The sequence below is a fragment of the Sphingobium sp. OAS761 genome, from assembly GCF_024168485.1.
GTDB lineage: Bacteria > Pseudomonadota > Alphaproteobacteria > Sphingomonadales > Sphingomonadaceae > Sphingobium.
Genome location: NZ_JALJVY010000006.1, coordinates 223,128 through 236,531 on the forward strand (window position 1 = coordinate 223,128; position 13,404 = coordinate 236,531).

The window sequence follows — 13,404 nt, forward strand, 5'->3', positions numbered from 1 at the left end:
CGTATCAGCGGAAAATCATGCCGCCGCTGCGTATACCTCTCCACGCGGCGCATCGACCGGATATTCGGCCGGGCCACCATAATCATAAGCTGAATTCAATGCCTTGATGAAGGCCGGATCACGCATCGGATCGGTCGGCGTGTCGATGGCGATGCCGCGCGAACGGACATCCTTGATCAGGGTTTCGAACACCCGGTCATAAGTGAGGTTGTCCGATCCATCCATGTTCTTCTTGAGCTCGGCATAGTCCTCGAACACTTCGGCGGACCAATGGACCAGGAAGCGCAGGTCCTCGGTACGATAGCGTTCGATCACCTCGCCTCCTGTCTTGACGACCCAACCGTCAGGATCGCCCTTCTCACCGGTGAAGACGCTGTCGAAACCCAGGCCAGCGGGGCGCTGGCGTTCAATCGGTCCGTTGGCTTCGCCGCGGTGAACCAGCATTTCGTTCTGGACGACGATGCCGCGATTATAGATTGGCGACTGGAGCCTGGCCGGCTGCGACAGCGGCCCTTTCGGCCAGTAGGTAAAGCCGCTGGCCGGATCGTGACTGAACCAGGTGATGACCTGGGCCATCTTGATCATATAGTCCTGAAACAGCCCCGAGCGTCCCATGATCGAGCAGAGCCAGGTGGGCGAATTTTCGTACCGAATACCGCGAAAGCTGGGCGTGTCGAGATGGCCCGGATCATTGTTCCCGCACGGGCCGTTCACGTTGAACAGCATCATCTGGGGCTTGGCATATTCCGCGCCCCAGTATGATTTCGCATGGCCCAGGAAGGTCTGGTTATAGAAAAGATCGCTGATCTCCGGATAGAGACAGGTCGAATAATTTCCGTAAAACCCGCGGAAGGTGGGCGTCAGGAACATGTCGAGGGTCGGTTCGAACCCTTCGGGAAAGCCGCCTGCGAAGGTTGCGATCAATTCCTCGGCGCTCGCGAAATGCTGCGCGATGATGAGCTTCCATTCGCCCTGATCGTGCACGACGTCGAGCAGGCGACGATGCTGCTCCGGCGTGAAGATGTCACTCAGTTCGCGCGGCGGCGAAGCGGGTTGCAGAATGTCGGACAGGTGCCGGCGCTGGGCGTCGTTCAGCATAGGTCGCTCTTCCTCTCGGATAATGTGGTCACAGGATGACAGACGCACGAGTCGCGCCATCTGCTTGTGGAAAAAAGTTATCACCCTATAACCGGATAGCCAAGAGCAAATTTTGCCGCTACGCTGCCAATTATGGGCGATAACGGGGGCAAGGCCGGCGCAAGCAAGGGCCAGAGGACGGCGGAGCGACTGCTGGACGCGGCAGAACTGCTGTTCGCCCACAAAGGTTATGAAGCGACGAGCCTGCGCGACATCGCGGCAGCGGTCGATATTCGCCAGCCGGGGCTGTACAAGCATTTCGAAAGCAAGGATGCCCTCTACCGGCAAGTGTTGCAGCGCGCACTGCAACCTTTGGTGGAGGAAATGGAAGCGACGATTCAGCGCCCGGCCAGCGAGGCGTCGTTCCGCACGCTTACCGACCGGCTGGTCGACGTTCTGACCCGTCATTCCCACGTGTCGTTGCTGCTGATCCGGTCGCTTTTGTCCTCGCCATCGGCACGCGACGAAATCGGGCTCGAGTGGGTCAACAGGCTTGCCGACTATGGGCGCGGCATCGCCCGCGCGGCCGAAATGGATCCGGATGCGCGCGACCTCGCCTTGCAGATCGTCGCCATCTTCAATCTGATGTTCGGCTATTTCTGGGCGGCACCCATGATAGCGAGTTTAAGCGGCGACGATCCTCTTTCGCGCGACATGATCGATCGGCACAAGGCGCTGCTGGCGCGGTTCGTTTCCGCGCTCGACATGACCAGCCTGCCCGCTCTCTGAACGTGTCAGGCGTGGACGCCGCCGTCCACCCGTACGATGGCCCCGTTCATATGCGCACCATCCTCGCTCGCCAGCATCGCGATGACCCCGGCGATCCGGTCGGGCGGCGCGAATCCGTTGATCGGGCTCAGATGGTTGTAGAGTTCCCAATCGGCGCCTTCGACCATCCCGGTCTGCACGCTTTTCGCCAGCGGCGTTTCGATACCGCCGGGCGCCACGGCATTCACGCGAACGCCGCGCTTGAGATATTCCCAGGCCAGACTCTGCGTGAAGGCCGCCACGGCTCCCTTGCTCGCAGCATAGCCGGTCAGGAAGGGATGCCCGAAATGGCTGGACGTCGATGCCGCGTTGACGATGTTGCCGCGCGCCTGTTCCAGATAAGGCAATGCCGCCCGGCACATCAGGAAGGTGCTGCCAAGATTGACGGTGACGCAACGCATGAAATCGTCCAGGCTCATGTCCGCCGCATGACCCGAACGAATGATGCCGGCCATGTTCACCAAAACGTCGATCCCGCCCGCTTCGGCCGCCCAGTCCTTTACGATCGCACCGACGGCATCCTCGTCCGAGGCCGACCCGGTCCGGACGCGGATAGCGGGGCATTCATCGGCCAGAGCCGCAAGTGCGTCTCCGTTCAGATCGAACGCCAGTACTTGCCCTCCTTCTGCGGCCAGCCGCAAGGCGGTGGCGCGCCCGATGCCCGATGCACCGCCGGTGACAATGATCGATTTGCCGGCGAAACGGCGTCCCGGTTCCATGCGTTCGTCCTTCAGGAGATGATGGCGGGATGCGCGATACGCGGCTCGCCCAGCTTGCCGCGATAGGAAGGCGGCTGCCGTCCGTCATCATCCGTAAAGCCGTATTTTACGGCGACTTCGGCCGTGATGAAGGTCTGACCGTTCAATTCGTCGCGCGCCGGATCATCATGCATGGCAAGGATGGCACGGCCGTTGAACTCCGGCGTTTCGGCATTTTCCAGGATCTTGGCATAGGTTTCCGGATGCTCCTTGGCGGTACGGGCGCTGCGTTCCGTCTTGAGCGGCCCCATCCACAGCGACACCGCCACCACCCCGGTCCCCCGGAAATCCACGCCCATGTCCGCCGCGAACTTGTCGACGCCGGCCTTTTGCGCGCCATAGGCAGGGCCATGCATGTAGCAATGCGCGCCAAAAGAGGATGTGAAGGCGATCAGGCCGGTTCCCGCAGGCACCATCAGGCGCGCGCCGTGCCAGCTCGCAACATAATGCGAGCGCAATCCAACGTCGAGAATATCGACCAGACCCAAGGATTTTTCCCAAAACGGGCCTGGCTTTACAAGATCGTCATGCAAGGCGGTGACGTTGTTGACCAGGATATCCAGGCGCCCGCCGCATTCGTCGGCGACCCGCTCGAACAGCGCCGCGACCTGCGCATCATCCGCATGGTCGCACTGAACCGCCACGCCTTCCCCGCCGGCCGCCGTCACCTGCGCGGCTGTCGCGCCAATGGTGCCCGGCAGATCCGCTTCACCGTCGCGCACCGTACGACCCGTCACATATACGCGGTAGCCTTGGGCGCCGAAGGCGGCGGCGATTCCGCGGCCCGCGCCCCGGCTTGCGCCGGTGACCACTGCCACCGGGCGTTCACTCCTCCCCATATATTCTCTCCTTATGTATGGTCAGGCAGCAGCGCTGGAAGACCGCTTGTCCATCGTGACATGCAGGCCGTTAGTGCGCTTGTGCGAATCCGGAGCCTTTTCGCGCGGATTGTAGAATTGCTTGTACCACAGGCGGACCTTCCCATAGGGCCCGTCATTGGGCACCACCAGCGGATTGAGGCAGGCACGCTTGTTCTGCCAGATTTCGACGTCCTGCGCGAAAGCCAGGCGGCTGCCTTCCTGATATTCAAGAGCAGCGGCACGCATATCATCCGTTACCGGCGCTGAACCGTCGTTCACTTGCACCATCAGCCCGTGCCACACCCGGATCTTGCCATCCTCGATCGGCGTGTGGGTGATCATGATGAAGCTGTCGAACGTGCCCTGCATTTCCGACTGGAGGATCGAAGGTCCCGTATACCAGGTATCCAGCGTCAGCACGTCCTCCGGATTGAGCGTGAGCGTGCGATGGCCGGCGGCATAATATTGATGGACGATATGGTCCTTGAACTCATTGGCGAAATACACAAAGTCCTTGGCACCGTGAATGGGCACGAAATGACCGAAATCGGCCATGTTGTCGACAACCTCGATCGGGTGGATGTCCAGATCGCCCATATAGTCGATCTTCCAGTTGACCCAGCCCGGCATATCGAAATGGCCGCCGAAATCGGGAAGATCGAAATTGGGTTCCTGCCCCTCGGGATCGTGCCACATCCATATCGTGCCCGCGCGTTCGATCACGGGAAATGTCTTCAGCCTGGCTGCCTTGGGCTTGAAATCGGAATAGGGTATGTCCTTGCAGGCGCCGTCAGGACCGAACTGCCAACCATGAAAGGGGCACCGGATCGATTCGCCCTCGATCTGCTCGCCATCGCGAACGATGTAGGAGGTCGTGTTCTTCGCGAGATGCGCCCCCATATGCGGGCAATAGGCTTCGACCACATAGGGCGCTCCGCTTTCCCCGCGGTACATCACCAAATCCTGGCCGAAGTAGCGCATAGCCTTGGGCGTCGAGGTCGCCTCCGCGCTTTCCCCCACCATGAACCAGCCACGGGGAAATTCGAATTCACCCAGACGATAGTCGGTCGATTTAGCCATATTCCAATCCTCTCGCTTACCCACAGCATAGCAAATGGGGCGGCGGGGCACTACCCGCCGGCGCATAACCACGATCAAGTGTCGCACTATTTACGCAAAGCAGGCCACACCGCGCAAGATTTTAGTTGAATGCGGGGCATTTGGCGTTGCATTTGATGCACAACGCGAAAATCGGGAGGCAAAGTGCGCGATCGACAGGCCGATGATGGCGACCCGAGCTACGCCACACCCGGAATCGCACCGGCAGAGCCCAGCCAAGCCGTGATGCGCGCGGCGCTGTCCGCATATGCCGACAGGATCAATCAAGGTGACCGCGACGGCATATTGGCCCTGTTCGCGCCTGGCGCGACGATCGAGGACCCGGTCGGAACGGCGCCCAAGCGCGGGCAGGAAATCGTCGACTGGTTCACTGACACCGTCGCATTTCGCACGCATATCGATCAGGTCGCCCCGATTCGCGGTTCGCACGCCAATGCCGCTGCGCTGATATTCGACGTGACCTTTCATCCCCCAGAAGCGCCGCCGGTGCGTATCCGGTCCCTGGACGTCTGCACCTTCGATCAGGAAGGGTGTATAGTCAGCCTGAAAGCTTATTGGGGGCCTGATGACATGGTCGTGCTGGCGGACCCATGAGCCGGGCCCGCCAGCATCGTTCAGGCGGACAATAATTCTACCACTTCAAGCAGATGTCCTTCGGGGTCCGTCACGAACGCCACTTTGACGCCATGTTCGACATGCGTTTTGATATCGGCGACGACCGCGCCGCCGGCCGCCTTCGTGCGATCGACGAACGCGGCGAGGTCCGGCGTGATGAAGCCCAGTATGGACTCCTCAACAGCCGGGGCTTCCCGGTCCAGAAACTTGAACAAAACGAGCGTAGGTCCGCCCTCGCCCGTGGCATTGAACAGAATCTCGTCGATCGCGCGATCACCAACGGCGCTCTGGACGCGTCCCATTTCAACAAGTCCGGCGACGTCTTTGTAGAATGTCGCCATCGCTTCGAGATCCTGCACGATCAATTTGGTGAAGCCGAAGTGCGCCTTTTGCATGATGACAATATCTCCGATTTAGTGGATTCGTTGTGCACCGCCTCAATGCCTGCGCAGTCTGCCCCCGGCAAGCAGGGCTCGAGTTGAGATCGCGCCTGCTGCTTCCGCGGCTTGTGGGAAAGGCCGACTGCCTTTACACCATCGATTGCAATCCTGCCGCGCTTTGTCAGCCTCCCGGTGCTGCTTTCAGCCCCGAGAGATTTTTTTTGGGAGTATTTCGGTTACTCATGGCCGCATCTCGTCTTTCAGCCGCGGGACGGCGTGCCTCCATCATCACCGCAGCGAAGGGCGTGTTCGCCCGGTATGGGCTCGAGGGCGCCCGTACCCAGCAGATTGCGCGCGCTGCCGGCGTTTCGGAAGCCCTGCTCTTCCGTCATTTCCCGACCAAGACGCATATTTATCGCGCGGTCTTGCGCGAAGTGATCTCGGATCAGAATGCCTCGTTCAGGGCCGCCGCGGCCGTGAAACCGAACACGCAGGGCCTTCTGGAGATGATCCGGGACCTTGTCTCGCACGCCATGCGAGGCGCGGAGGCAAGCAACGCGACCGGCATGCGGATGGTGGTTGGCAGCCTGGCGGGCGACGGCAATTATGCCCGCCTAGTTTATCGCCGCGCGCTGCGCTTGTCTCTTCCACGCCTGGAACTGGCGCTAAAGGGTGCCCAAGAGGACGGCGGACTGACTGGCGAGGTTCTTTCACCGCCCGACATAGCAGCATTCCTTGAACATATCGGCACGATGATGATGATGGCCCGCTGCCACGAGCGGACAGCGGTGCCCTATGATGACAGTGAAGATCGTGTGATGCGAGACGCCATGTTGTTCTGCGCACGTGGGTTGGGAATCGCGGAGGATCGTATCCTTGCATTTCTTGCGTAGCAGCTGGGCCACACCCAGTGTCAAAATGCGACGAACGGACCGAATCTAAGTGAATAGTCACAAATAGCTGTTGCCTTGGCATTGCCGTTTCCCTAAGTGACCGCAAAACATAACATAATTCCAGCGGCTTCGCGCAGTTTGGCAGGGAGAGCGACATGCTTCTGAACGGAAAAGTGGTCATCATCAGCGGCGTCGGTCCCGGCATGGGCCAGGCTCTGGCGCGGATTGCCGCATCCGAAGGAGCGTCGGTCATCCTGGCTGCCCGCAATCATAAATTTCTCGAGGAAGTGCGCGACGACATCGTGGCAAATGGCGGCAAGGCCGTCGCCATTCCCTGCGACATCGCCGATGAAGCCCAGTGCGGCGCGCTGGCCGAGAAGGCCGCGGCGGAATTCGGCGGACGGATCGATGGTCTGGTGAACAGCGCCTATTATCATGGCGACTGGTCGGTTATCGAAAATGCCGACCCTGCCGACATGGCTACCGCATTCGACGTCAATTGCCTCGGCACGTTGCGCTTGACCCGCGCCTGCATTCCTTATCTGCGGGATGGCGGCGCCGTGGTGAACGTGTCCACCATGGCGACGGTACGCCCCTTCGGCGGCGAGCATGGCATGGAAATGGGATATGCCGTAGCCAAAGGCGCGGTAAACACTCTCACCAAATATATGGCCGCCGATCTGGGCCGGTATGGCATTCGCGTGAATGCCTGCCGGATGGGCTGGATCCATGGCGCGCCGGTCGAAGGACATATTCAGGCACAGGTCGATGCCGGGCTTGCGCGCGAGGATGTCCTGGCAGGCATCACCCGCGACATTCCGATCGGCAAGATACCGCCGGAAGATGATTGCGCACGTGCAGTGCTCATGATGATTTCCGATTTCACGCGCGTTGTCACGGGCGCTTCGCTCGATGTCAACGGCGGCCACTGGATGGCGCCCTGAGCTCCATCCGGACCAAAATCCAAAAATCTAGAAAAGACTGGGAGAGGATTATGTGGTGCGGGCAGCGATGCCGCGCGCCTTTGATCCATGCACAGGAGAGAGTGTGATGTTATCCGAAATCCGGCGCCGGCATGTTCGCCAGCTTTGCGCCGCCACCATGCTGGCAGGGCTGGCAGGGTTGTTGCCGCAAGCCGCCGTCGCGCAGGTCGAGGCGCCGCAGGAAGCTGGCGCGGCCAATAGCGGCATCGCCGACATCGTCGTGACCGCCAACCGTCGCGACGAACGCAACCAGGACGTGCCGATCGCGATCACTGCCCTGTCGGCCGATCGCCTGCAGCAGCAGGGCATTGCGAAGGAACAGGATCTTCAGGCCAGCGTGCCATCGCTCGTCGTCGGTCCCAACGGCCAGGGATCGCGCGATTCGCAGTCCTTCACGATTCGCGGCCAGGGTGCGACCTTCCAGGCCTCGCCGGGCGTCGTCGTCTATCTGAACGAAGTGCCGCTGCCCGCCGCCATCACCCTGTCGCAACAGGGCGGTCCCGGCAACTTCGTCGACCTGGAAAATCTCCAGGTGCTTTCCGGCCCGCAGGGCACGCTGTTCGGCCGCAACACCACCGGCGGCGCGGTGCTGCTGGTGCCCAAGAAGCCGACCAATGAGTTCGGCGGTTGGATCCAGGGCCGCATCGGCAATTACGACCGCCGCGAGATCGAGGGCGCGGTCAACATCCCGGTGATCGAGGACAAGCTGCTGGTTCGCGTCGTGGGCGCCTATCACGACCGCGACGGCTACACCCGCGATGTCGTGTGGAACAAGGACCGCGACGACGAGCATTGGTATTCGGGCCGCATCGGCATCACCTTCAAGCCGACCGAGACCATCGACAACTACACGATGATCTACGGCGCGAAGTCGAGCAATAACGGCGCCGGTTTCATCCATCGCGGCTTCAATATCGCGGGTCTGCGGGGCTATGGCCTGTGCGACAGCGCGTTCACCGGTCCCTGCTCCGCCTATCAGCAGATTTCCGATCAGGCAAACGCTCTGGGGCCGCGCCAGACCGCCCTTGGCACCGACGTGTTTTCGAAAACAAAGACATGGGGCATCACCAACACGACAGATATCGAGCTGTCCGACACATTGACGCTGCGCAACATCGTCAGTTTCCAGAAGATGAAGCTGGATTACGCCTATGACAGCGACGGCACGATATTGCAGCAGCATGACGTTGACGGCAATCGCTATCCGGCGCCCGGCCAGGCGACGCTGCCCGACGGCACGCCTCTGACATATGCCAATGCCTATGACAGCGGCAGCCCGCGCGATGACCTGAAGCAGTTTACCGAAGAGCTCCAGTTCCAGGGCAAGACGCTGGACAATATGCTGACCTATACGGTTGGCGGCTTCTATTATGATCAGAAGCCCAATGGCATCCAGCAGGGCGGCGTGTTCCTGTTCTGCCCCGCCGCCTATACCGGTTCGTCGGCTGCCTGCTATTCGGGCCGCAGCACCTATGGCACGAGCCAGGAATCGAAGGCGCTTTATGCCCAGGCTACGCTTGACTTCGGTGCGTTCGCACCGTCGCTTGAAGGACTGCGGCTGACCGGCGGCTACCGCCATACCTGGGACAAGATCACCGGCTTCTCCGCCGGCTACACGCCGCAGGCGGCTACCGGCGGAACGACCGCGAAGTGCAATTCGACCGGTCTGCTGGTTCCCACGGCTACCGCCATCGACGATTGCCGGTACGAGGCCGAATTGAAGAGCAACGCCTCGACCTGGCTGATCGGGCTCGATTACAAGGTCACGCGCGACATATTGCTGTTCGCCAAGGTCAACCGCGGCTACAAGTCGGGCGGCTTCAACCAGCAGGCCGTGTTCGAGACGACCCGGACGTTCGATCCGGAAACCGTCACGTCCTACGAGGCGGGCTTCAAGTCGGACTTCCGCGTCGCCGACGTCCCGTTCCGGCTGAACACGACCGGCTACATTCTCGACTTCAAGAACAGCCAGCGGGCAGGCGCCGACTTCAATCCCGGCTCGGGCGCCGGCGGCGCGGTGGTGCGCAACGCGGACGCGCGGATCAAGGGCGTCGAAGTGGAAGCCTCGATGCAGCCGTTCAAGGGGCTCGAGATCGGCGGCAACTTCAGCTACACGGACGCGAAATATACAAATTATTCCTATGAGACGCCCACGCAGATGCAAGCATGTAACGGTACCGTTCAGCCCGGCGGTATCGTCGACCTGAGCTGCCTGCCCTATCAATATGTGTCGCCCTATATCTGGAGCATCCATGCCAATGCGACCATCCCGGTCGGCGACGACATGGGCGACCTTAACTTCTTCGTGAACTATTCGCACACGTCACGCCAATATACGGACCAGGACTCGCTGGTCGGTACGCAGCCGGGTGCCTATCTGGAAGCGTTCGGCATTTTGAACATGTCGCTCGACTGGAAGAATATCGGCCGGAGCGGCGTCGACGCGGGCCTGTTCGTGACCAACGCCACGAACAAGCTGTACCGGATCAGCAACGCCAATGTTTATGGCGGCCTGCTCTATGACACGACGCTGTACGGCGAACCCCGCATGTACGGGCTCAAGCTGCGCTACCGCTTCGGCGGCGAATAAGGCTTGAAAGAATCGGGGCCGGCGGCAGGATGTCGCCGGCCCTATTCACAGGACAATGCCATCCGCGCGAACGCGGAGGCGCGGAGAGGACGCATGGCCTATTGGCAGCATCGCCACGCGCGGATAAACGGCATCGGCATGCACTATGTCGAGCAGGGCGAAGGGCCCCTGCTCATCCTCTGCCATGGTTTCCCACATCTCTGGCTGAGCTGGCACCGGCAAATGCCCGCATTGGCAGACGCGGGCTGGCGCGTGGTTGCCCCTGACATGCGCGGCATGGGTCAGACCGATGCGCCCGTCGACGCGTCGGCTTACGACATTGACCATGTCGTCGGCGACCTGATCGGGCTGCTCGACCATCTCGGCGACGAGCAGGCCGTGTTCGCGGGCCTCGATTTCGGGTTGTTCACCATCTATGATCTGGCGCATCGCCATCCCGAGCGGGTGCGCGGCATCATCGCCTTGCAGAACCCGCATTTCCCCGACCGGCCGGACATATCCCCTCTGGCGGAGGCGTCTGAGTGGGCGAAGGAACACTTCGTCCATATCGACTATTTTGTACCCGTCGGTCCCGCCGACCGCGATTTGGCGGCGCGACCGCGCACCTTTCTCCACCGGCTATTCTACGCACTGTCGGGCGATTTTCACTATATCGACATCTGGCGTCATCCGCCGGGCACCTCCTATATCGACGCCCTTCCGCAAGCGCCGCCGCTCCCCTGGCCATGGCTGACCGAATGGGAACTGGAATGGTTCGTTTCCGAATATGCACGGTCCGGATTTACCGGCGGGCTGAACTGGTATCGAACGATGGACGTGCGCTGGGCGCAGCGCGCATCCTATCGCGGCCGCAAAACCAGCCAGCCCTTCTACTTCATCGGCAGCGACAGGGATGTCGATTTGGAGGTATGGCATGGCGACGATCCCATTCCCGCCATCACCGATCATCATGCCGATGTTCGCCGGGTCGAGCTGATCACCGGCGCCGGACATATGATGCAGCTGGAGGCCGCCGATACGGTCACCGCGCTGATGATCGAATTTCTGAAGGATCTTGCCTGATCCACTACATGGGAGATCGATGCTATGTTCAAATGCATTGCGTTGCTCAAGCGCCGCGCCGACATCAGCCGGGAGGCGTTCATCGAATATTATGAGACACGCCATTCCATCCTGATCCGTCGGCTGTTGCCCGGCATCGTCGATTATCGCCGCAACTATGTCGACCTTGATGGCGCTTTTTCCTATCCTGCCGCCGGGCCGATCGATTTCGACGTGGTAACGGAGATCCGCCTGGCCGACCGCGCCGCCTATGACCGCTTCATCGCCCGCGCCTCCGAACCGGACATCGCCCGCCAGATCGCGCAGGATGAGGAAAATCTATTCGACCGGTCGACCATGCGGATGTTCGTGGTGGACGAGAAGGCCAGCCATGGCACAGCCGACCCGCTACGTGCGTTGCAGGACGAGCGCGCTATCACGCGCGGCCTGTCGACCTTTGCCCGGATTCTCGACAGGAAACAGTGGGACCGGCTGGGCGACGTCTTCGCGTCGGACGTCGTGTTTGATTATGGATCGGGCCGGGACGAAGCAGGCATGGCGGCGCTCACCGACAATATGCGCCGTTTCCTTGACCGATGCGGCGGCACACAGCATTTGCTGGGCAGCATATTGGTCGACGTCGATGGCGACCGGGCGGTCAGCCGGGCCTATGTGCAGGCACGCCACCAGCGCATCGGCGATGCCGCCGGCCCGATATTCGATTCGAACGGCGAATATGTCGACCGATGGGAAAGGCGGACGGACGGGTGGCGGATCGTCCGCCGCGACGCCATCTGGGCCGCGCATACCGGCGATCCGGCAATTCTCGATGCGGGAACGGGCGATCTGGGCTGAGACCGCCTGCCCATGCCTCAGCTGTCAGGGCCAAGGTCGGGTACCCAGGGCACCCCGTTGATATGGCCGCCGCCGTCGACATACAATGTGTTTCCGGTCAGGTAACGCGCGTCTTCGCTGGCGAGGAACAGGGCGACGGGGGCGACATCCTCTTCCGGATCACCCATCCGACCCATGGGATTGGCCGCCGCCGTGGCCGCCGCGACCTCGGGCTCCATTTCCTTGAACCGGCGATAGCTGGCGGTTGCCGCCGCCGGGCAGATGATGTTGGCACAAACGCCGTAGCCTGCCCATTCCCGCGCGGCAGTACGGGTGTAGGCACGCAGCGCCTCCTTGCCCGCATTATATTCCGCCGTGCCCATATGGGCATTGACCCCGTTCAGCGAGGCGATGTTGATGATCCGCCCCCAATGACGCGCGCGCATGTGCGGGAAGGCCGCTTCCATCGACCATTTCGCGGCATAGAGGCACATATCCATGCAATCGGCGAACACCGCGTCGGACTTGGTCTCGACGCGGCTGGCGCCCGTGCCGCGATAGGCGTTGTTGACCAGGACATCAATGCTGCCGAAGCGAGCCACACAGTCGGCGACCGCCGCCTGCACCTGATCCTTTTCGGTGACGTCGCATTGGAAAAAAGCCGATTGCGCGCCCATCGCCAGCAGCGTTTGGGCCGTCGCCGTGCCCTTCTGGGCATCGAAATCGACCACCAGCACCGCAGCGCCTTCCTTCGCGAAGCGCCGGGCCATGCCTTCCCCGATCCCATCGGCCGCGCCCGTGATCAGCGCCGTGCGGCCCACCAGTCTGCCTTCTGACATCTGCTTCGATCCTTATTCGGCCGCATTGGCGAAGGGCAGACAGACGCTGTCGAACCCAAGCACATGGGCGACCCTGCCCAAGCCCATCCACGCCGCGACGCTGTGCGCGAGATCCACGATCTCCGCATCGGAAAACAGCGCATGGGCGCGTGCCCAGAAATCTTCGTCATCGGCGATGACCTTGGGTTCCTCGGCGAAGCGTTCGGCGAATTCCATAGCCAGCCGCTCACGCGGGCTGAACAACGACGATGTGCGCCATTGCTCGACATCGGCGTAGAAAGCCTCGTCCGGCGCCGGTCCATTATCGGTCACCAGATGATCGGGCCGCGTACCGCTGGCGGCGAACATGGCGCCCGCATCCCGCGCTGCTCGAAACTGCTGGCAAATGATGCAGCCATTGATCTGGGCGATGCGGCTGCGCGCGCCCTCGAATTCGCGAAGCGACAATATGCTGTGCTGATAGACGGCCTTCGAAAAATGTCCTGCCGTTTCCATCAACTGCCGCCCATGCGCACGCGCGGCATAGCCATAGGGATCGGCGGCATCCTGCTCGGGAATATCGATGCGCAACATGTCTCTCTCCTCCT

14 protein-coding genes are annotated in these 13,404 nt (G+C 61.5%); 7 read left to right on the forward strand and 7 right to left on the reverse strand.

Going from position 1 to position 13,404, the window contains the following annotated elements:
* Positions 1-15: 15 nt before the first annotated feature.
* Complete coding sequence (locus J3E64_RS10180; protein WP_253342635.1) at positions 16-1,098, reverse strand: hypothetical protein; 1,083 nt, start codon at positions 1,096-1,098, stop codon at positions 16-18.
* Positions 1,099-1,230: 132 nt separating this feature from the next.
* Here J3E64_RS10180 and J3E64_RS10185 point away from each other — a divergent pair, with 132 nt between their 5' ends.
* Complete coding sequence (locus J3E64_RS10185; protein ID WP_253342636.1) at positions 1,231-1,866, forward strand: TetR/AcrR family transcriptional regulator; 636 nt, start codon at positions 1,231-1,233, stop codon at positions 1,864-1,866.
* 5 nt (positions 1,867-1,871) lie between these two features.
* On the opposite strand, the gene J3E64_RS10190 is transcribed toward J3E64_RS10185, so the two are convergent.
* Genes J3E64_RS10190 through J3E64_RS10200 form a run of 3 tightly spaced genes read right to left on the reverse strand, consistent with a single transcriptional unit; the run spans position 1,872 to position 4,603 of the window.
* Positions 1,872-2,624 (reverse strand): SDR family NAD(P)-dependent oxidoreductase, encoded by a 753-nt coding sequence (locus tag J3E64_RS10190; RefSeq protein WP_253342637.1) that lies wholly within the window; start codon positions 2,622-2,624, stop codon positions 1,872-1,874.
* Between the two features lie 11 nt (positions 2,625-2,635).
* Positions 2,636-3,502, reverse strand: a complete 867-nt coding sequence (locus J3E64_RS10195) for an SDR family NAD(P)-dependent oxidoreductase (protein ID WP_253342638.1) — start codon at positions 3,500-3,502, stop codon at positions 2,636-2,638.
* Between the two features lie 21 nt (positions 3,503-3,523).
* Positions 3,524-4,603 (reverse strand): Rieske 2Fe-2S domain-containing protein, encoded by a 1,080-nt coding sequence (locus J3E64_RS10200; RefSeq protein WP_253342639.1) that lies wholly within the window; start codon positions 4,601-4,603, stop codon positions 3,524-3,526.
* 183 nt (positions 4,604-4,786) lie between these two features.
* On the opposite strand from J3E64_RS10200, the gene J3E64_RS10205 reads away from it, so the two are divergent.
* Positions 4,787-5,236 (forward strand): nuclear transport factor 2 family protein, encoded by a 450-nt coding sequence (locus J3E64_RS10205; protein WP_253342640.1) that lies wholly within the window; start codon positions 4,787-4,789, stop codon positions 5,234-5,236.
* Between the two features lie 20 nt (positions 5,237-5,256).
* Here J3E64_RS10205 and J3E64_RS10210 read toward each other — a convergent pair whose 3' ends face one another.
* Complete coding sequence (locus J3E64_RS10210; RefSeq protein WP_253342641.1) at positions 5,257-5,652, reverse strand: VOC family protein; 396 nt, start codon at positions 5,650-5,652, stop codon at positions 5,257-5,259.
* Between the two features lie 83 nt (positions 5,653-5,735).
* Between J3E64_RS10210 and J3E64_RS10215 the strand changes: the two genes are divergently transcribed.
* From J3E64_RS10215 to J3E64_RS10235, 5 genes are all read left to right on the forward strand, one after another.
* Positions 5,736-6,530: a TetR/AcrR family transcriptional regulator gene (locus J3E64_RS10215; RefSeq protein WP_253342642.1), complete on the forward strand. Its 795-nt coding sequence runs from the start codon at positions 5,736-5,738 to the stop codon at positions 6,528-6,530.
* Between the two features lie 155 nt (positions 6,531-6,685).
* Positions 6,686-7,474 carry an SDR family oxidoreductase gene (locus J3E64_RS10220; protein ID WP_253342643.1) on the forward strand — a complete coding sequence of 263 codons (789 nt, stop codon included), beginning with the start codon at positions 6,686-6,688 and terminating at the stop codon, positions 7,472-7,474.
* 106 nt (positions 7,475-7,580) lie between these two features.
* A complete protein-coding gene (locus J3E64_RS10225) occupies positions 7,581-10,103 on the forward strand; it encodes a TonB-dependent receptor (protein WP_253342644.1) in 2,523 nt (840 codons plus the stop codon).
* A gap of 93 nt (positions 10,104-10,196) precedes the next feature.
* The gene (locus J3E64_RS10230; protein ID WP_253342645.1) at positions 10,197-11,165 is read left to right on the forward strand and encodes an alpha/beta fold hydrolase; all 969 of its coding nucleotides are present in this window, start codon (positions 10,197-10,199) and stop codon (positions 11,163-11,165) included.
* A gap of 24 nt (positions 11,166-11,189) precedes the next feature.
* A complete protein-coding gene (locus J3E64_RS10235; protein WP_253342646.1) occupies positions 11,190-11,999 on the forward strand; it encodes a nuclear transport factor 2 family protein in 810 nt (269 codons plus the stop codon).
* A 17-nt stretch (positions 12,000-12,016) separates the two neighbouring features.
* Here J3E64_RS10235 and J3E64_RS10240 read toward each other — a convergent pair whose 3' ends face one another.
* Positions 12,017-12,817, reverse strand: a complete 801-nt coding sequence (locus tag J3E64_RS10240) for an SDR family NAD(P)-dependent oxidoreductase (protein ID WP_253342647.1) — start codon at positions 12,815-12,817, stop codon at positions 12,017-12,019.
* A 12-nt stretch (positions 12,818-12,829) separates the two neighbouring features.
* On the reverse strand, positions 12,830-13,390 hold the full coding sequence (locus J3E64_RS10245) for a carboxymuconolactone decarboxylase family protein (RefSeq protein WP_253342648.1): 561 nt from the start codon (positions 13,388-13,390) through the stop codon (positions 12,830-12,832).
* Between the last annotated feature and the right edge of the window lie 14 nt (positions 13,391-13,404).